We start from the raw sequence: 17310 nt of genomic DNA on the forward strand, positions 1-17310 counted from the left end.
CCAGTACGCGGGCTTCCGCCCGGCGCACCGAGAGCACGCACCAGACGCCGCGGGGCCGCCCTCCGGGCGACGACGGGAGTTTGACGACAGGCCCTAGGGTCGGTGGCATGAGTACGCAGATCCCGGCCCTTGAGCCCCTCCTGTCGCAGATCGCCCGTCAGGAAGCCCTGTGGCAGGCGGAGAAGGACCTGAAGGGGCTCGGCTCCGAAGGGGTCGACGGCCTGCTGGAGATACGGCGCGGCGGCCCGGGCGCACTGCGCCGCCACGCCCTGCACGCGCTGGCGATGCTCGGCGCCGGGGACGGCCTGGACGAGCGGGACCGGCGGGCGCTGGAGCGCCTCGTCCGGATCAAGCTGCTGGAGGACCGGCCGCTGGACGAGCACCTCCCGTTCATCTGGTTCGCGGTGCCGGCGGCCACGTACGAGGGCGTCTTCGACGCCCTGGGACTGCACGACCGCATCCCCGCGACCATGGCCATGGGCATGTCGGCGATGTACCACGACTCGGCGGTGACGACCGGCCCCGACGGCGAGGAGCGGACGGTCCACCGGATCTTCGTCACCCCCGAGTTCGCCGGTTGGCGGATGCTCTTCGGCGGGCTCGCCTTCCAGGACGCGGAGGAGGTCGTGGCCCGGCTCAGCGCGCACTGCGGACAGGCCCACTTCTACTTCCGTGACGCCTACGACGACGACCACGGCTGGGCGATCGCCGAAGGGGGCCGCGTGGTCCGCTCCTACCAGACCTACCGCGAGCCGGCGTGGACGGGCGACCCGATGCCGTGGGAGGAGCCCGAGACGGAGGAGGAGTACGGGGGACCCGGCCCGTACGAACCGAACGCCTCCTGCGAGACCAACGCGAACGAGGTGGCGCACGCCCTGACCGTCGATCCGGAGAGGATCGACGAGGACACCCCCATGACCGGCCACGGCTGGCTCGCCGTCACCGCCCCCGGCGTCGGTCACGGCCCGTTCCCCGGCGCCCTCGCCGTCTGACCGCGCGCTGCCGCCGTCCGACCGCGCTACGGCCCGGTCCGCCGGGGCGGGTGCCCCCGGCGGACCGGGCCGCGGGCGTCAGCCCTCGATGCGGTGCTGGGTCCAGAACGCGGTCAGGTCGGTGGCCGACGCCGCCTGGGCGGCGGCCTTGAACTCGGCCGTCGTCGAGACGCCGTACCAGTGCGCGGCGGCGTAGTCCTTGAGCAGCTTGGCCATCACGCTGTCACCGAGCTGGCGCCGCAGGTCGTGCAGGGCGCACTTCCCGTAGCCGTACACGACGGTCGAGTACCGGGACGAGTTCGCGTCCCAGTAGGCCATCGAGTTGGTGATCTTCTCGGCGGAGGACGCCCACGAGACGCCGCTCCAGCAGTTCGTGCCTGTCTTGCCCTGTGCCAGGTCGGTGGCGTAGTCGGTGAACGCCTCGTCCAGCCAGGGGCTCGTGTACTCGTCGTCGCCGACGATGCCGTAGAACCACTGGTGGCCGATCTCGTGGGTGAGCGCCGTGGTGCTCACCAGGTCGAGGACGAAGCCGGGGTACTCCATGCCCCCGAACCAGTAGTTGTTGTCGATGACGGCGTCCAGCTCACCGTACGGGTACGCGCCGAACCGCGCCGCGTGGGCGTCGACGGCGTTCTTCGCGGTGGTCAGCATCGACTGCGCGTCGCTCGCGCTGATCCCCGACACGGAGTAGATGTTGATCGGCGTGCCGGCGGCCGAGGTCCCCGAGATCTTGGCGAACGGGCCGGCGCCCCAGGCGAAGTCGCGCACCTTGGACGCGGTCGCCGTGGTGACCGTACGGCCGCTCGTGCCGGGGGTGTCGACCGAGGTTCCGGTGGCCGGCACCAGCAGGCCGCCGGGGTGGTCCAGCGTCACGCTGAAGTCGGAGGCGAGGGAGTAGAACGACTCGCCGTTGTTGGTGTACGGGTCCAGGTGCCAGCCCGCACCGTCCCGGACGGCGAGCACCGGCAGGGCGTTGCCGATGTTGGCGAACGCCCCGTCGTGGCCGAAGCGGTCCGCGCCGCTGGGCACCGTGATGGACAGGTCGAAGCCGATCGTGGCGCTCTGGCCCTGGTTGAGCGGGGCCGGCAGGTTGATCTTCAGGGCGGTGCAGGCGACCGAGAGCCCGGCCGCGGTGCCGCCGGTGACGTTCGTGACGGCGATCGGCATGGCCTGGCAGGTGCCGTGGTAGTTGTCCCAGAGCCTCAGGTACACCTCGTTCAGCGGGGTGGCGGAGGCGTTGGTGAACGACGCGGTCTCGTGGCCGGTCCACACGAAGCCGTTCGCGTCGCTGCTGAGGTTCACGGTGTACGAGGGTGCGGCCGGGGTGCGGGTGGAGTCCGTCGGCGGGACCGTGCCGCCGGAGGTGTCGAGGGCGACGTCGTCGAGGACGAAGGAGGTCTGGAGGCTGGAGTCCTCGGAACCGGTGAACGCGACCGTCACGGTCTGGCCGGCGAAGGCCGAGACGTCGAAGGACTTCTGGACGTACCCCGTGTTCTTGTCGAGGTTCGAGTACGTCGCGAGCGTCGTGCTGCCGATCTTCGCGGTCAGGGTGTCGTACTTGACCGACGTGGTGCGCTCGGCGGTGTCGATGTGCAGCCAGAAGGTGAGGGTGGCGGTGCTGCACCCGGAGGGGATGGTGACGCTCTGGGAGAGCGTGTCGGTGTGGGTGGCGCCGACGCCGTTCAGCCAGGCGAACCAGCCGCCGCCGTGGGCGCTCTGGCCGGTGCGGTTGGTGATCAGTCCGGTCTGCGACGAGGTCCAGGGCGAAGTGCCGCTCTCGAAGCCGCCGTTGGCGACGACCTGCGCCGGGGTGCAGGCGGCCGGCGCCACGGCGGTGCGGGACATGGTGGCGGCGTGCGAAGGGGCGGCGGGATGTGACGGGGCGGCGGTGGCCGGCGTCGCGGGGAGCAGAGCGGCCGCGGCCAGTGCGGCGACGGTGCTCAGGATCGCGGCGAAGGCCTTGTGGGGGGTGGCTCTCACACGTAACTCCTTCTCGGCGGCCGGGATTCCGGCCTGCTGGTGAAGACGTGCCTGTCCCCCGGTTCGGGGGACACCGCCAGGCAGCCTCGCAGCATTGACCGGAACATGCCATCCAGGGCAGGTAAAGGCGGGGTGGCCGCCGTCAGTGAAATTTGCCATTCAAGATCTTGATGTTTGTACACCCCCATGCCAGATTCGGCGCAGCACATCCTGGGTCAACGGCGCGGCGCCTTCCGCCGGCGCCGCCACACAACTGCGGGGAGAGGCCACCACCATGCCGGAACGACACGCACCCGGGGACCGCCTCGCGGTGGAAAGACGGACGATCGAGGCCGTCCCCGACTCCGAGCGGCACGGCACGCCGCGCAGTCAGTTCACCCTGTGGTTCGGCGCCAACATGCAGATCACGGCCATCGTCGACGGCGCCCTGTCGGTCGTCTTCGGCGCCGACGCGCTCTGGGCGATACCCTCGCTGCTCCTCGGCAACCTGCTCGGCGGCATCGTCATGGCCCTGCACTCCGCCCAGGGCCCACGGCTCGGCGTACCGCAGATGATCTCCAGCCGTGCGCAGTTCGGGGTGCTCGGCGCGGTACTGCCGCTGCTGCTGGTGATCCTCATGTACCTCGGCTTCGCCGCGACCGGCAGCGTCCTGGCCGGCCAGGCCATGTCCGCCATGCTGCACATCGGCACGAACGCCGGGATCCTCGTCTTCGGGGCCCTGACCGCCGTCGTCGCCGTCACCGGCTACCGCCTGATCCACATCGCGGGCCGCATCGCGACGGTCGTCGGCGCGCTCGGCCTCGGCTACCTGATGGTGCGGCTGTTCACCCAGTACGACGTCGGCGCGCACGTCGGCGAGAAGGGCTTCGACGCGGCCACCTTCCTGCTCGCCGTGGGGCTCGGCGCCGGATGGCAGCTCACCTTCGGCCCCTACGTCGCCGACTACTCGCGCTACCTGCCCCGCGAGACCGCCACCCGTGCGACGTTCTGGTCCACCTTCGCCGGCTCCGTGATCGGATCCCAGTGGGCCATGACCCTGGGCGCGCTCACGGCGGCCGTCGCGGGCAAGGCCTTCCTGCCCGACCAGGTGGGCTTCCTCGGCGACCTGGCGGGCCCGGCGTTCCTCGCCTTCCTCATCCACCTGGTCATCGTGGTCGGCAAGCTCACCGTCAACTGCCTCAACGCCTACGGCGGGTTCATGTCGATCCTGACCACCGTCACCGCCTTCGACCGCCGCTCGCGCGTCTCGCCCGGGGTGCGCGCCGCCTACATCGTCGGCTTCATCGCGGTGTCCATGGTCATCGCGCTCGCCGCCAGCGACGACTTCCTGAGCAACTTCAAGAACTTCGTGCTGCTGCTCCTGGCGGTGTTCACACCGTGGAGCGCGATCAACCTGGTCGACTACTACCTGATCTCCCGCGAACGCGTGGACATCCCGGCCCTCTACGATCCGGACGCCCGCTACGGCCGATGGAACGCGGCGGCGCTGGGCTCCTACCTCATCGGCATCGCGGTGCAGGTCCCGTTCCTGGCCACCAAGCTGTACACGGGCGCGCTCACCAGGAAGCTGGACGGCGCGGACATCTCGTGGATCGTCGGCCTGCTGGCCACCTCGGCCCTGTACTGGCTCTGGGCCCGCCGCACCGCCAACCCGCCCACCGAGACCATCCACCCGGCCCCGCCCGAGACCATCGCCGCCGCCCAGGCGCCCCCGACCGCCTGACCGGCGGTCAGAGGTCGCCCTGGACGAGGGCGTGCAGGTGCTCGTCGTGCCACCCGTCCGCATGGAGCAGTGCGCTGCGCATCGTGCCTTCGAGGGAGTAGCCGGCCTTCTCCGCCACGCGGCAGGACGCGGGGTTGGCCACGGAGTGGCACAGGCGCAGGCGGTGCAGGCCGAGGTCGGCCAGAGCCCATGCGCTGACCCGCTTCGTGGCCTCGACCACCACGCCGCGACCGCGGGCCGCCGGCAGGATCCAGTAGACGATCTCGGCGCTGCCGCCGCTCAGGTCGATGTCGCCCCACCCGATGAGCCCCACGGCCTCCCCGCCGGGCCGGGCGATGGCCCAGAGGGCGCTGACCTCGGCCCGCCAGCGCTCCCGCATGCGCTCGATCCGGTACCGCGCCTCCTGCGGTGTCCCCACCGCCAGGCGGTTCCACTGGCGGATACCGGGATCCCGGCCGGCGGCCACCAGCACATCGGCGTCGGCGACGTCCCAGGGGCGCAGTTCCAGGTCCATCGGGAGGGCGAGGACCGGCTGGTCCATCGAGGCCAGGCGGCCTGCGGGTACGACTGCCGGTATCGGTGCGCTGGAGATCATTTCGGCACCCTACTCAATCGGCGGTGATTCCGGTCGCAGACCAACTCGCCGCGGCAGTCCGACTCAGCCGTCACCGTCCCTGCGGTCCCGGCCTCGGCCGTGGATCATCGACATCAGCATCCCGTGGGTCTCCTCGTCGGCGGCGGCCACGAGTCCGCGGCCCGCTGCACCGATCGGGCCGCCGTCGATTCCTGTGACGACGCAGCCGGCGGCACGGCACAACGCGATACCGGCCGCGAAGTGAACGCTCCCGGAGAGGTCGCCCCCATCGGTGACGTACGCGGCGCGCCTGCCGGCGGCGACCCAGGCCACCGCCAGGGTCGAGGACACCACCCGCGGCCGGAAACGCCGGACGAAGTCGGGATGGGCCAGCAGATCCACCGCTCGGAAACCGGGCGCGCTGGGGAACGGCGGATCCAGGTTGACGTCCACCAGGCGGGTGGCCGCCGTAGGCGTCAATCGCGCATCGTCGGCTCCGTCCTGACGTACCCAGGCGTCCGCCCCGTCGGTGAAGAAGACCTCGCCGGCGAAGGGGTCGGCCACCGCCGCAGCTCCATCGCGCAGCGCCACGTTCACGGCTACCAGCATGTTTCCGGCGGCGTAGTTCAACGTGCCGCACAGGGGGTCGACCAGCCACTGCCGGACCGCGTCGCCCACCCCCCGCCGACCGCCCTCCTCACCGAGCACGGCGTCCTCGGGTCGTGCGGCACGAATCACGTCGAGGATCCGCTCCTCGGCGGCCACGTCCGCAGCCGTGGCGAAGTCCCCGGCCCCCTTGTCGATCCGGGCGAGCCGCCGGCCGTACATGCCGCGGACGACGTCCGCTCCGGCACGCGCGCCGGCTACGGCCACCTCGGCATCGACGGGCCCCACATATGAGTCGATCACGCGGTCCAGCCTATCGAGGCACAGCCACCCACCCGGCGAACCTTCCCGGTCAGAGCACTAGCGTGGGGTGCGTGACGTGGAGCGAAGCGGAGTACCTCGACTGCCTGCGGGGCGAACGGCGGGCCTACGCGTGGGTGATGGAGCGGTACGGCGGCCTGCCGGCGCAGGAGGCCGCCGAAGCCGCCGTCGGCTGCTATCCGTACGAGCCGGCGGACGACCCGTACCGCGGACTGGTCTTCCACGAAGAGGCCTGGCACTGGGCGATGCAGACCGTCCACGGCCCTCACTACGCGGTGGCCCACCCCGAACTGGCCCACCCCCCGGCCGCCTACCGGTCCCTCGACTGAGCCCTGAACCCAGGCCCGCCCGAGGCGACCGCGGGTGCGGCCTGATGTGCGGGCGGACAAGGCGTACGCCTCCCGCAAGAACCGCGCCTACCTGCGCCGCCGCGGAATCCGCTGCACCATCCCCCACAAGGCCGATCAGGCACGCAACCGTCAGAAGCTCGGCTCCCGGGGGGCCACCGCGCTGATCAACGAGTGGTTGTGACTTCCCGGTTTCGCCGGGGCGCGATGCGGGTGGGGAGGAGTTCCAGCAGGAGTTCCACGAGGAGGTCAGGCTGCCCCACGAACGGTGAGTGCCCTGACTGCCATTCGCGTACGTCGGTGCAGCGCGAGGCCATGGTGCGCTGGAGGCCGGGGTCGATGGCCCGGTCCTGGGCGCAGATGACGTAGGTAGAGGGAGTCGTCTTCCAGCTGTGGTGCTGGGGGACTCCTCGTCCGCAACCCGGGGCCTGCGTTCGCAGCAGGTCGACGGCGCGCGCGGCGAGGGGTTCAGGGCAGTCGCCGTAGAGGGTGTCGATGGCCAGGCCGGGGTGCAGGGTGGTCGAGCCGTCCGGCTCAGCGACGATGGCGTCCTTCAGCTGTTGGGACGCGCCGCCCAGACTGGCCGCGCTCTCGCCGACGTCGAGTACGAACGCTGCCAGGTAGACCAGGTGTGCCGCTCCGCGGACCCCTGTGATCACCGACCCTCCGTAGGAGTGGCCGAGGACGACCGGGGGCTCGGGCAACGCGTCGATGACGGCCTGGACGGCGACGGTGTCAGCAGCCAAAGAGCCGCGGTGGAGCTTGGGCACAGCAACCTCGGTTCCGGCTGTCCGCAAGCCTTCCGCCACCACCGCAAAGTGCTCGGGACGGTGGTACAGGCCGTGAACAAGTACCACAGCAGCCAACTCGTCCGTCTCCTCAGATCGACACCAGACCGGTGAGCCTGGCCCGAAACCTCGGCCACGCCCTCACCTTGATCCACTTTCGATACACGGCCTAACGGGCGGCGGGGTCCGCGGTGGTGGGCCAGGTTCTCGCGTAGCCCTCGCGGAGGGGGCCGCCCACGAGGGCGAGGATGTCCACGGCGGCATCGGCGAAGTCTTCCGGCTCGCCGTTCTCGCAGAGGCGGCGGTAGGCGTCCAGGAGGGCTCCGCCGTGTTCGGGGTCGGCCTGCAACAGGCGGCGGGGGAGCCACTTTCCGCTTCCGGTCCATGCCCGGCGGTGGTCGAAGAGGAGGTCGGCGGCGGTGCCGAGGACGACGTTGGCCACGGCGAGGCGTTCGACGACGTCAGCGGCGTCGGCGAGGTCGTCCAGCGCATCGGTGAGCACGTAGCGCTGGCTCTCGACCGTGGCGGAGGCCAGGGCGGCGGGACCCTCACGGAGCGCGTCCTCGGCGTTCCGCTTGATGCGGGTGGCCGCTTCGTCCCGCTCGCACAGCACCAGTCCCTCGGCGTACATGCGCTGCATGATGCCGCGACGAGAGGCCGCGTCAGCCGCGAAGAGCTCGTCGAGACCGGCCCGGGTGTGCAGGAACAGCTCGACCAGCCGTTCCTCGAAGCGGAGAGTCTCCCGGCGGGTCTCACCCCCGTCGTCGATCAGGACCGCGATGTCCAGGTCGCTGGTGGTGGTCGCGCGGCCGGACGCGGCGGAGCCCGCGAGGACCACGCCCAAGGCGTCGGGGAATCGCTCCGCGGCGAGGCGCCGTGCCTGGTTGACAGGGTGGCCGGGGGCGCCGGCGTCGCTGCTCATGATCACCAGGCTGACACGGCCGCCACTGCCGGAGCGAGGGGGTTTCCCGCCGGCCTGACCGGCCCGCTCTTGCTTGGGCTATCGAGTTTCGATAGATTTCCATCGTGAGTCGATGGAGGGATGGGCTGTGGGAAAGCTGACCGTAGGTGCGTTGCGTGCCGTCCTCGCGGTGGTGTTCGCCGGGGCCGTGGGAGTGCAGGTGCTGATGGTGTGGGCGTTGTTCACCGACCCGGAGGACGGGGCCCTGCCGCTGACGCCGCTGCGCGTGATCACCGCGCTGGGGATGGTCGCGGTCCAGGTCGCCCTGGTCTGCGTGTGGCGGCTGGTGGCGATGGTGCGCCGGGGGACCGTGTTCTCCCACGCCGCCTTCCGGTACGTGGACGGTGTCATCGGCGCGATCGTCGCGGCGTCCCTCCTGTGGTTCACCGTCACGGCCCTCAACGCCCCGGGCCAGCGGGAGGATCCGGGCGTCACCGTCATCATGGGCGGGATCGGCCTGGCCATCCTGGGGGTCGCGCTCATCGTGCTCGTGCTGCGGATGCTGCTCGCCCAGGCCGTCGCGCGCGACGTCGAAGCGACACGGATGCGGGCCGAGCTCGACGAGGTGATCTGATGCCGATCGCCGTCGACATCGACGTGATGCTGGCCCGCAGGAAGATGTCCGTGGGCGAGCTGGCGGACCGTGTGGGGATCACCCCCGCCAATCTGGCGGTGCTCAAGAACGGCCGCGCCAAAGCGGTGCGCTTCGCGACCCTGGCCGCGCTCTGCGAGGTGCTCGAATGCCAGCCGGGGGACCTCCTGCGCTGGGAGGCCGACGAGGTCGCGGGTGGTGAGGTGCCGGAAAGCGCGGGCGGATTGGCCTAGACCTATTGTGCGGTCCTGTGCGTGACGGTACGTTCGTGCCCGGCTGCGCAGCCGGTACGAACCGCACCACATCGCATCGCATCGTCGGGCACTCTGCCGGGGCATCCCGGCATTTCAGGAGGACATGCCATGTACCGCCGCGCAGCAGCCGCACTCGCCACAGCCGCCACCGCCGGAGCCCTCGCACTCGGCGCCGCCGGTACCGCCGGGGCCACCCCCGGTCCCGGCTTCTACGCCCGCAGCCACCACACCTCGTACGCCGACTGCCAGGCCACCGGCCGCGCCGGGTACCAGGTCTGGGGGCCGATCTTCTTCTGCGAGCCCCTCAGCTCCACCCGTCAGGACGTCATCGTCCTGTGGGTCCGCTACTGACGGAAAACGGGTGGCCCCCGGGCCGGAAGCATGATCGGATGCTCCGGCGATGGGAACTTTGGTGGCGGTGCGCCGGTATCCGGTGAAGTCCATGCTCGGCGAGGCGCTGGCGAGCGTCCCGGTCACGGCCGAAGGCCTGGCCGGCGACCGGGCGTTCGCGGTCCTGGACGGGGCGGGCGCGGTCGGCAGCGCCAAGCACCCGCGCAAGTGGGGCGCCCTGCTCCGCTGCCGGAGCCGGTCGGCCGGCCCCGGAGCGGCAGGGGTCGAGCTACCCGGCGGCGCCGAACTGCCGGCCGGGTCCGCGGAGCTGGACGCGCGGCTGTCCGCCCTGCTGGGCCGGGCGGTGACCGTGTCGGGCGAACCCCCGGAGCACGGGCTCCTCGAACGCGCCGTCCCCGCCTACGAGGGCGGCCTCCCCGAGGTCCTGCGCGCCCGGGCGGCCGTGGACGCCACGGGGGAGGAGATCACCCCGGGACGGGTCGCCGCCGGGACCTTCTTCGACTTCGGCCGGGTCCACCTCGTCACCGCCAACAGCCTGCGGCGGCTCCGGCGGGCCCACCCTGCCGGGGACTTCGACGCGCGGCGGTTCCGGCCGAACCTGGTCGTCGACCTCCCCGGCGGCCCGGGGTTCCCCGAGGATGCCTGGCAGGGCGGCGCGACGCTGCGGATCGGCCCGGTCCTGTTCCGGGTCACCGTGCCCACGCCCCGCTGCGCCGTCCCGAACCTGGGCCACGGCACGCTGCCCCCCGACCCCGGCATCATGCGCACCGTGGCCCGCGAGCACCGCGTGCCGGTGCTCGAACTGGGCCGGCTGTCGTGCGTCGGCGTGTACCTGGAGGTACTGGAGCCGGGCACCGTCCGGACCGGCGACGAGGTGACCGCCCATCCCGCCCCGCTCCGGACCTGACCCGTCAGTCCGGACGGGGGCCGATCACGGCGGTGCCGTCGTGCACCGTGATGGCCTGCGCCGGACACATGTCGGCGGCCTCCAGGACCCCTTCCCGCGCGGCGACCCGCTCCTCGCGCGGCCGCGCGCGGTCGTCCTCCAGCGCGAACACCTCGGGGGCCGTCCCCGCGCAGATGCCCGACCCCATGCACAGTCCCGCGTCGACCCGTACGGTCCACGTCACGTCGCTCACCACCCGATCGGCATGACGCGCGGCCCGCGCACCAGCATCTCGGTCTTCCAGGTGACGTCCCCCGCGAGCCTCAGCCCGGGGAAGCGCGTCAGCAGCGCCCCCAGCGCCTCCTGGAGTTCCATCCGGGCCAGCGGGGCCCCCAGGCAGTGGTGGACGCCGTGGCCGAAACCGAGGTGCTGGTTGGCGGGGCGCCGGATGTCCAGGACCCCCGGGGCCGAGAAGCGCAGCGCGTCACGGTTGGCGGCGCCGGTGGCGACGAGCAGGGGCTCCCCCGCCCGCACCAGCGTCCCGCCGACCTCGACGTCCTCGGTGGCGTAGCGGGCCTGGCTCGCCCCGCTGCCCAGCGGCACGAACCGCAGCAGCTCCTCCACCGCCCGGGCGATCAGCTCCGGCTCCCGGCGCAGCAGCGCGAGCTGGTCCGGGTGGTCCAGCAGGGTGAGGACGAAGTTGGGGATCTGGGAGGCCGTGGTCTCGTGCCCGGCCACCAGGACCGCCACGCACAGGTCGATCAGCTCCAGCTCGGAGAGGCGGTCGCCATCGGCCTCCCGGGCCTCGATCAGCGCCGTCATCAGGTCGTCCCGCGGCTCCCGGCGGTGCAGCTCGATCAGTCCGGCCATGTACGCGCGCAGCTCCGCCTGGTTGGCCTCGAACTCCTCGGCCGTGAGCGAACTGGTGGACAGCGCCGCGTCGCTCCACACCCGGAACCGCGGCCGGTCCTCGACCGGCACGCCCAGCAGGCGGCAGATCACGGCCACCGGCACGGGCAGCGCGAAGCGGTCGACGAGGTCCGCCGGGGGCCCGGCCGCCTCCAGTTCGTCGAGCAGTTCGGCGGTGAGCGCCCGCACCTGGGGGCGGAGCCTCTCCACCTGCCGGACGGTGAAGGCCCTGGCCACCAGCGACCGCAGCCGGGTGTGGTCGGGCGGGTCCATGCCCAGGATGCCGCTGTCGACCTGGGCCGCGGACTGCCGGGGCTCGTCGTGCGCGGCGCTCTCCGCGCGGCTGAACCGGGCGTCGCCGAGCACCAGCCGGGCGTCCGCGTAGCGGGTGACGAGCCAGGCCGGTTCGCCGTACGGCATCCGCACGCGTAACAGCCCGGGCAGGTCGCGGACGCGCTCGTACTCCTCGGCCAGCGAGAGTCCCTCGGCGGTGTTGAAGGGGTAGGTGTGGGGGGTGGTGTCGGCGGTCGTCACGTCGGCCTCCTGGTTGTAAGCAGCTGCTTACAACCTAGGACGGGCCACCCGGGCGGTCAACGACACTTTGTGGCCGTTATCCTGACGGGCCTTCCGAGAGGACGACAGCGTGGACGAATCCCCCCGAGCGCAGCCCGCGGAGCGCCCCCGCAACGCCGCCGCCACCCGGCTGCGCCTGCTCGAAGCCGCCGGTGAGCTGTTCGCCGAGCGGGGCTACGAACGCACCACGGTCCGGGCGATAGCCGAGCACGCCGGTGTCAACCAGGCCCTCCTCTTCCGTTACTTCGGGTCCAAACACGGGCTGCTGACCGAGGTCGTGGCCCGGGGGAGCCTGGAGCAGCTGCACGCGACCGCGCCGGAGGACCTCTTCGAGACCGCCCTGCGCTCGATGCTCACGCACAGCGCGCCCGGCGCCGACCGCTCCCTGGAGGTGTACCTGCGGTCCGTCGGTCGGGGCGACGAGGCGACGGGGACCCTGCGGGAGCTGGGCGGGGAGTACCAGAAGGTGCTGGCCGGCCTCACCCCGTCCCGGGACGGCGCCCTGCGCGCCGACCTGGCCATGGCCTGGCTGCTCGGGATCGGGCTGATGCGCACGGTCGCCGCCCGCGAACCCCTCGCCAGTGCCGATCCGGAGACGGTGTGCCGGCTCGTCCTGACCACCCTGGACCGCCTCTGGAGCCTGCCGGCGCAGCCCCCGCCGCCGGCCGGTGACGGCCGCGCGGACGCCGGCCCGGCCGGCCCGGCGGCGTCACCGGGCACGGACTCCCGCTGACCGCCGCGGCCGGCGCGACCGCCGCGACCGCCGCGGCCGGCGGGGCCCGGTGCGGTCAGGCGGGGCGGGGGACGTACGCCAGGCCGTGGGCGCCGGGTTCGCCGAGCTTGGCGACGTCCAGCCGGGCCAGGCGCTCCAGCGTCTCCAGGTCGACGACGTCGACGGTCGAGGAGATGACGCAGGACACGTAGCCGAGCCGGCCGTCGGGCGAGGAGGTGATGGTCAGCGGGAACAGCCCCACCTCGACCTCGCCCAGCCGCTTGCGGGTGTCGGCGGCGAACACCGTGAGGAGGCCCGGGGCGTGGCGTCCCAGCCGTGCGTCCGGGGCGGCCGTCATGCGCAGCTCGCCGGCGAGGAGCCTGCCCGTCGACGTCAGGTGGACCGGCAGGACGACGCCGTCCGTCGGCAGGGTGTCGACGACGGACGCCGTCGCGGCGTCGATCACGCGGATGCCGGTGGCCGGCCGGCCCTCGGCACCGGAGGAGAAGTCGCCGTACGGCGCGGCGACGAAGGCGTGCGCGCCGTCGGCGGAGACGGCGAGCCCCTCGCTGCCGGGGACCTCGACCTTCGCGGTGAGGACGCCCCGTTCGAGGTCCACGACGGACACGAACGGGGCCTCCTTGTTGGTGGCGTAACCGGTCCGCCCCGCCGGATCGATCGCGAACCAGTGCGGGCCGGGCGCGTCCGTGTCGATCCTGCCCAGGGGGCGGCGGGACGCGGTGTCGATCACGACGACACCGCCGGGCCGGTCCTTCCCTGCCTCCACGCTGACGTAGAGCCGTCCGCGCGCCGTGTCCAGCGCCAGCCCGTGCGGTCCGTGCTCCGGGGCCAGGTCGACGATCTCCACGACGCGGCGGCTGTCGGGATCGATGACGGCCAGCTCGGTGCGGCGGCCGCCGTTCGCGTGGTAGTAGCCCGAGTGGTAGGTCAGCGTGCACCACAGCAGCCGCTGCGTCGGGTCGTAGCACAACTCGTGCGGTTCGGCGGGGACGCGCACGTCGCCGAGGTGACGGTCGGAGGCGGCGTCGAAGAACGAGACCGTCGGTCCGCTCTGGCTGACGACGGCGACCGCGTCGCCTTCCCGGCCGGTACGGGGGGACTGCTGCACAGGGGCTCCTTGAACGGGGCGGAGGGGGCTGCCGCGCGGAATCGCGGGCAGCACCACTCTCCGGCGCCGGGAGGCCCGTCAGCAATGCAAAGATTGGCACCCCATCATTGCCTCAAACGCAAAACCGCAGTCGGGAGCAGCCTGTCCATGGATCTCAATCTGCTGCGCGTCCTGGACGCCCTGCTCCAGGAGAACAGCGTCACCCGCGCCGCCGAGCGCCTGGGCACCTCGCCCGCCGCGGTCAGCCGCAGCCTGGCCCGGCTGCGCCGGGCCGTCGGCGACCCGCTGCTGGTCCGGGCCGGCCAGGGGCTGGTCCCCACCCCGCGCGCCGTGGAACTCAGGGAGGAGGTCGGGGCGTTGCTGCGCGGCTGTGACGACGTGCTGCGGCCCGGCGCCGGGTTCGACGCCGTGCACCTCCAGCGCACGTTCACCGTGCAGGCCACCGACCTGCTCCTGGCGGGGCTGGCCGGGAGCCTGAGCGAGCGGATCCACGCGGAGGCCCCGGGGGTGGACGTCGTCTTCCTCCCGGAGGCGGTGGAGGGCGGTCCCGGGCTGCGGCAGGGCTGGGTGGACGTCGAACTGGGCGTCCTCGGACACCTGGACCCGGAGATCCGGACCCGGCGGCTCGCCCGGATGCCGCTGGTGGGCATCGCCCGCAGCGGGCACCCCCTCTTCGACCAACGGATCGACGCCCGCCGTTTCGCCGAGGCCGACCACATCGGCATCTCCCGGCTCGGCAAGCGCCTCGGCCCCATCGACACCGCCCTGGCGGCCCTCGGGCTGCGCCGTCGGACGGCCGTCGTCGTGCCCAGCCACACGAGCGCGATGATGCTCGCCCGGGACACCGACCTCGTCGCCCTCAGCCTGGCCGACTGGCTCCCCGGCACCGTCGAGGCCCTCGGACTGCGGACCTTCCCCGTCCCCCTGGACCTGGAACCGCTGGACCTCGGCATGGCCTGGCACCCCCGCAACTCGGCGGACCCGGGGCACCGCTGGTTCCGCGAGCACCTCGCGTCCGCCGTCCTGTCCCCGGGAAGCAGCCGGACGCATGCCGGCCCGGAGGGCGGGTACGAGCCCTCCCGTACGGGGCAAGGCGGGGGCGACCGAGGGACAGGGTGTCGGACGTGATGCGGAAACTGCAGGCGATCGCGCTGGACTGCGCCGATCCGGTACGGCTCGCGGAGTTCTACGCGGCCCTGCTCGGCGGCCGGGTGGTCACGGACCCCGACGACCCCGACTGGGTCGAGGTGCGCGGGTTCGAGGGGACGCCGCTGGCCTGCCAGCGCGTGGACGGGTACCAGCCGCCCGAATGGCCCGGCCAGCAGCGCCCGCAGCAGCTCCACCTCGACTTCGACGTCGACGACCTCGACGCGGAGGAGAAGCGGGTGCTCGACCTCGGCGCGACCCTCCTGGAACGCACGGACCGGCTCCGCCCGGCCGCCAACTGGCGGGTCTACGCGGACCCGGCCGGCCATCCGTTCTGCCTCTGCCTCCACTGACGGGCGGCCGCCGCACCTCCTCGGGGTCGGCCGCCCGCCGGTCACGCGAGGTGCGGTGCCACGCGCAGGAGGCTGAGCGGCGCCGGCGAGGGCCCCGTACACCGCCGGCCGGCCGTGCGGGGCCGGCCGCACCCGGCCGGTCGCGCGGGTGGGGCCGCCCACGGGGTCGAGGCCGACGTCGAAGGCCCGGCCCGTCACGGGCGGCGAACTCCTCCCGGGTGATCAGCCGCGCGGCGGCGGCGGACCGCTGCCGCCCTCCCGGGCGAGTGAACCCGCGCCGGGCGGGCAGGCGCCGGTCGCGCGTGCCGTCCCGCGACGGAGGGAGACGAACATGAGTCCGGCCGTTCCCCGGGATCCCGAGACGCTCAAACGGCTCATCATCCACGAGGTGGGCCTCCTGCGCGCCGCCGCCGGCCGGTCGGCGGGCGTCCAGCCGCGGCCCGCCCCACCGGACGGACCCGCCCCCGCCGCATGCCCCTGCGGGGGCAGCGCCGACCGCAGTCACTCCTGCGCGGACGCGGACGGCGCCGCGGGGCACGACCCCTGGGCGTGCGTCTGCGCCGCCCTCCCCGCCGTCCCCGTCTCGGCGGCGCTGCTGGCCCCCGTCACCGACGACGACGGCCGGACCGAGGACTTCGTCATCCGGGCCGGCAACCACGTCCGCTCCGCCGCATGGCTCGACGCCCCCGACCACCAGGTGGGCAAACGGCTGCGTGAGGTCCGGCCCGGCGTGGACGGCACCGGACTCCTGGACTCCCTCACGGAGGTCCTGCACACCGGCCGCGCCCTGCGGGCCTTCCCCGTCGACTACACCGAGCGCAGGCCGGACGGCCTGCACCGGACCAAGCTGCTCTACGACGCGGCGTCCTGCTCCGGCCAGGTGCTCATGACCTGGCGCCCGGCCCACGACCCGGCGGACCTCATGTCGCTGGAGGCCCAGTACATCGCCTCCATGGGCTGGGCCCGCTTCGACCTCCTCTCCGGCGAGACCACCTGGTCCGAGGGGCTGTGCGCCATCTTCCGGACCCCTCCCGGCCGGCCCCTGGGCCTGCTCGGCCTGTGCGACGCGGTGCTGCCCGAAGACGTACCGCGCTGGGGACGGCTGCTGCGGGCCCTGCTCGACGGCGAGGAGCCGCCGGGCTCCGACATCCGGTTCCGCGTGAACGGCGACGTCCGCACGCTCCACGTCATCGGCCGGCCCGTCATCTCCACGGACGGCCTGCCCTGGGCCCTGCACCTGATCGCACGGGACCTCACTTCCGTGATCCACGGCAGGCAGCGCCTCGCCGCCACCCGCCGCCAGACCGAGCGGCTGCGCGAGGAGGCCGCCGCCGAACACCGCGTCGCCTCCGCCCTGCGCGAGGCCCTGCTGCCGAGGCACTCCTCGGAGATCGCCCGGCTGGGATACGCCGTCGCCGCCGCGTACCTGCCGGTCGAGGAGGATGCCGCCGTCGGCGGCGACTGGTACAAGTGCCGCGCCCTGCCCGACGGCCGCATCCTGCTGGCCATCGGCGACGCGTGCGGCCACGGGCTCGCCGCGGTCGCACGCATGGCGCAGCAGCGGCACGCCCTGGCCGGACTGGCCCACACCCCCGACAGCGACGCCGGGCAGCTGACGACCTGGCTCAACGAACTCGTGTGCTCGGACGCCTCCGCCGAGACGGCCACGTCGGTCATCGGCCACCTCCACCCCGACCGCCGGCTGGTCTGGGCCTGTGCGGGCCATCCGGCGCCGCTCCTGCTGCACGGCTCCACGGCCACCGCGCTCGGCACCCGGCACCGGGGGCCGCTCCTGGGCCTGCTGCCCGGTGAGGCGTACGCGGTGGACGAGGTGGCGCTGGAACGGGGAGACCTCCTGGTGCTCTACACCGACGGACTGGTCGAGCGGCGCGGCGAGGACCTGGAGGACGGCGTCGACGCCCTCCGCCGGATCCTCACGGACTGCGCCGGCAGCGACGCCCGCCAGACCCTCGACGCGGTGGTCGCCCGCTGCGCCGACGACCGCCTGGAGGACGACACCTGCCTGGTGGTGGTCGAAGTCCTCTGAAATCCCGGGACATCCGCGGACACCCGCGTGAAAAGGTGACGTGATCTGTCACCTTTGGCATGCACG

The 17310-nt window shown here is 72.9% G+C and carries 19 protein-coding genes and 1 pseudogene; 12 read left to right on the forward strand and 8 right to left on the reverse strand.

What is annotated here, in order from left to right; all coding sequences use genetic code 11:
- Positions 1–107: 107 nt before the first annotated feature.
- Positions 108–992 (forward strand): hypothetical protein, encoded by an 885-nt coding sequence (locus tag ACZ5NJ_RS21360; RefSeq protein WP_468766658.1) that lies wholly within the window; start codon positions 108–110, stop codon positions 990–992.
- A 78-nt stretch (positions 993–1070) separates the two neighbouring features.
- Here ACZ5NJ_RS21360 and ACZ5NJ_RS21365 read toward each other — a convergent pair whose 3' ends face one another.
- Positions 1071–2972, reverse strand: coding sequence for a M1 family metallopeptidase (locus ACZ5NJ_RS21365; protein WP_468766659.1), 1902 nt, complete (start codon positions 2970–2972; stop codon positions 1071–1073).
- Between the two features lie 274 nt (positions 2973–3246).
- On the opposite strand from ACZ5NJ_RS21365, the gene ACZ5NJ_RS21370 reads away from it, so the two are divergent.
- On the forward strand, positions 3247–4695 hold the full coding sequence (locus ACZ5NJ_RS21370) for a purine-cytosine permease family protein (RefSeq protein WP_468766660.1): 1449 nt from the start codon (positions 3247–3249) through the stop codon (positions 4693–4695).
- 7 nt (positions 4696–4702) lie between these two features.
- Here the strand turns inward: ACZ5NJ_RS21370 and ACZ5NJ_RS21375 are convergent, their stop codons facing one another.
- Together ACZ5NJ_RS21375 and ACZ5NJ_RS21380 are read right to left on the reverse strand one after the other, a co-directional pair.
- Complete coding sequence (locus ACZ5NJ_RS21375; protein ID WP_468766661.1) at positions 4703–5290, reverse strand: GNAT family N-acetyltransferase; 588 nt, start codon at positions 5288–5290, stop codon at positions 4703–4705.
- Positions 5291–5353: 63 nt separating this feature from the next.
- On the reverse strand, positions 5354–6178 hold the full coding sequence (locus ACZ5NJ_RS21380; protein ID WP_468766662.1) for an inositol monophosphatase family protein: 825 nt from the start codon (positions 6176–6178) through the stop codon (positions 5354–5356).
- Positions 6179–6249: 71 nt separating this feature from the next.
- Between ACZ5NJ_RS21380 and ACZ5NJ_RS21385 the strand changes: the two genes are divergently transcribed.
- A complete protein-coding gene (locus ACZ5NJ_RS21385) occupies positions 6250–6525 on the forward strand; it encodes a hypothetical protein (protein ID WP_468766663.1) in 276 nt (91 codons plus the stop codon).
- Positions 6526–6550: 25 nt separating this feature from the next.
- Positions 6551–6697 (forward strand): annotated as a pseudogene (locus ACZ5NJ_RS21390) (IS5 family transposase); the annotation flags it as partial.
- Positions 6698–6710: 13 nt separating this feature from the next.
- Here ACZ5NJ_RS21390 and ACZ5NJ_RS21395 read toward each other — a convergent pair.
- On the reverse strand, positions 6711–7409 hold the full coding sequence (locus ACZ5NJ_RS21395; protein WP_468766664.1) for an alpha/beta hydrolase: 699 nt from the start codon (positions 7407–7409) through the stop codon (positions 6711–6713).
- A gap of 91 nt (positions 7410–7500) precedes the next feature.
- Positions 7501–8253, reverse strand: coding sequence for a nucleotidyltransferase domain-containing protein (locus ACZ5NJ_RS21400; RefSeq protein ID WP_468766665.1), 753 nt, complete (start codon positions 8251–8253; stop codon positions 7501–7503).
- Between the two features lie 127 nt (positions 8254–8380).
- Here ACZ5NJ_RS21400 and ACZ5NJ_RS21405 point away from each other — a divergent pair, with 127 nt between their 5' ends.
- The 4 genes from ACZ5NJ_RS21405 (at position 8381) to ACZ5NJ_RS21420 (ending at position 10396) form a co-directional block, all read left to right on the forward strand.
- The gene (locus ACZ5NJ_RS21405) at positions 8381–8866 is read left to right on the forward strand and encodes a DUF2975 domain-containing protein (protein ID WP_468766666.1); all 486 of its coding nucleotides are present in this window, start codon (positions 8381–8383) and stop codon (positions 8864–8866) included.
- Entirely contained in the window at positions 8866–9117 is a 252-nt protein-coding gene (locus ACZ5NJ_RS21410) for a helix-turn-helix domain-containing protein (protein WP_468766667.1), read from the forward strand. The genes ACZ5NJ_RS21405 and ACZ5NJ_RS21410 overlap by 1 nt, the downstream gene beginning before the upstream one ends.
- Positions 9118–9246: 129 nt before the next feature.
- Complete coding sequence (locus ACZ5NJ_RS21415; RefSeq protein WP_468766668.1) at positions 9247–9489, forward strand: hypothetical protein; 243 nt, start codon at positions 9247–9249, stop codon at positions 9487–9489.
- Positions 9490–9538: 49 nt separating this feature from the next.
- Positions 9539–10396, forward strand: coding sequence for an MOSC domain-containing protein (locus ACZ5NJ_RS21420; RefSeq protein ID WP_468766669.1), 858 nt, complete (start codon positions 9539–9541; stop codon positions 10394–10396).
- A gap of 4 nt (positions 10397–10400) precedes the next feature.
- On the opposite strand, the gene ACZ5NJ_RS21425 is transcribed toward ACZ5NJ_RS21420, so the two are convergent.
- A complete protein-coding gene (locus ACZ5NJ_RS21425) occupies positions 10401–10628 on the reverse strand; it encodes a ferredoxin (RefSeq protein WP_468766670.1) in 228 nt (75 codons plus the stop codon).
- Positions 10625–11818 carry a cytochrome P450 gene (locus ACZ5NJ_RS21430; protein WP_468766671.1) on the reverse strand — a complete coding sequence of 398 codons (1194 nt, stop codon included), beginning with the start codon at positions 11816–11818 and terminating at the stop codon, positions 10625–10627. Before ACZ5NJ_RS21430 ends, ACZ5NJ_RS21425 begins: the two co-directional genes overlap by 4 nt.
- A 109-nt stretch (positions 11819–11927) precedes the next feature.
- On the opposite strand from ACZ5NJ_RS21430, the gene ACZ5NJ_RS21435 reads away from it, so the two are divergent.
- Positions 11928–12590 (forward strand): TetR/AcrR family transcriptional regulator, encoded by a 663-nt coding sequence (locus ACZ5NJ_RS21435; RefSeq protein ID WP_468766672.1) that lies wholly within the window; start codon positions 11928–11930, stop codon positions 12588–12590.
- A gap of 55 nt (positions 12591–12645) precedes the next feature.
- Here the strand turns inward: ACZ5NJ_RS21435 and ACZ5NJ_RS21440 are convergent, their stop codons facing one another.
- Positions 12646–13698 carry a YncE family protein gene (locus ACZ5NJ_RS21440; protein ID WP_468766673.1) on the reverse strand — a complete coding sequence of 351 codons (1053 nt, stop codon included), beginning with the start codon at positions 13696–13698 and terminating at the stop codon, positions 12646–12648.
- 147 nt (positions 13699–13845) lie between these two features.
- Between ACZ5NJ_RS21440 and ACZ5NJ_RS21445 the strand changes: the two genes are divergently transcribed.
- The 3 genes from ACZ5NJ_RS21445 (at position 13846) to ACZ5NJ_RS21455 (ending at position 17244) form a co-directional block, all read left to right on the forward strand.
- Positions 13846–14826 (forward strand): LysR family transcriptional regulator, encoded by a 981-nt coding sequence (locus tag ACZ5NJ_RS21445; RefSeq protein ID WP_468766674.1) that lies wholly within the window; start codon positions 13846–13848, stop codon positions 14824–14826.
- Positions 14823–15197 carry a VOC family protein gene (locus ACZ5NJ_RS21450; protein ID WP_468766675.1) on the forward strand — a complete coding sequence of 125 codons (375 nt, stop codon included), beginning with the start codon at positions 14823–14825 and terminating at the stop codon, positions 15195–15197. The genes ACZ5NJ_RS21445 and ACZ5NJ_RS21450 overlap by 4 nt, the downstream gene beginning before the upstream one ends.
- Before the next feature lie 331 nt (positions 15198–15528).
- A complete protein-coding gene (locus tag ACZ5NJ_RS21455; RefSeq protein ID WP_468766676.1) occupies positions 15529–17244 on the forward strand; it encodes a PP2C family protein-serine/threonine phosphatase in 1716 nt (571 codons plus the stop codon).
- The last annotated feature ends 66 nt before the right edge of the window (positions 17245–17310 follow it).

The organism is Streptomyces sp. NPDC032091, assembly GCF_055580265.1.

Coding starts and splice junctions, on each gene's coding strand:
- ACZ5NJ_RS21360 (WP_468766658.1), top strand. CDS start 108: ATGAGTACGCAGATCCCGGCCCTTGAGCCCCTCCTGTCGCAGATCGCC.
- ACZ5NJ_RS21370 (WP_468766660.1), top strand. CDS start 3,247: ATGCCGGAACGACACGCACCCGGGGACCGCCTCGCGGTGGAAAGACGG.
- ACZ5NJ_RS21375 (WP_468766661.1), bottom strand. CDS start 5,290: ATGATCTCCAGCGCACCGATACCGGCAGTCGTACCCGCAGGCCGCCTG.
- ACZ5NJ_RS21400 (WP_468766665.1), bottom strand. CDS start 8,253: ATGAGCAGCGACGCCGGCGCCCCCGGCCACCCTGTCAACCAGGCACGG.
- ACZ5NJ_RS21410 (WP_468766667.1), top strand. CDS start 8,866: ATGCCGATCGCCGTCGACATCGACGTGATGCTGGCCCGCAGGAAGATG.
- ACZ5NJ_RS21415 (WP_468766668.1), top strand. CDS start 9,247: ATGTACCGCCGCGCAGCAGCCGCACTCGCCACAGCCGCCACCGCCGGA.
- ACZ5NJ_RS21420 (WP_468766669.1), top strand. CDS start 9,539: ATGGGAACTTTGGTGGCGGTGCGCCGGTATCCGGTGAAGTCCATGCTC.
- ACZ5NJ_RS21445 (WP_468766674.1), top strand. CDS start 13,846: ATGGATCTCAATCTGCTGCGCGTCCTGGACGCCCTGCTCCAGGAGAAC.
- ACZ5NJ_RS21455 (WP_468766676.1), top strand. CDS start 15,529: ATGAGTCCGGCCGTTCCCCGGGATCCCGAGACGCTCAAACGGCTCATC.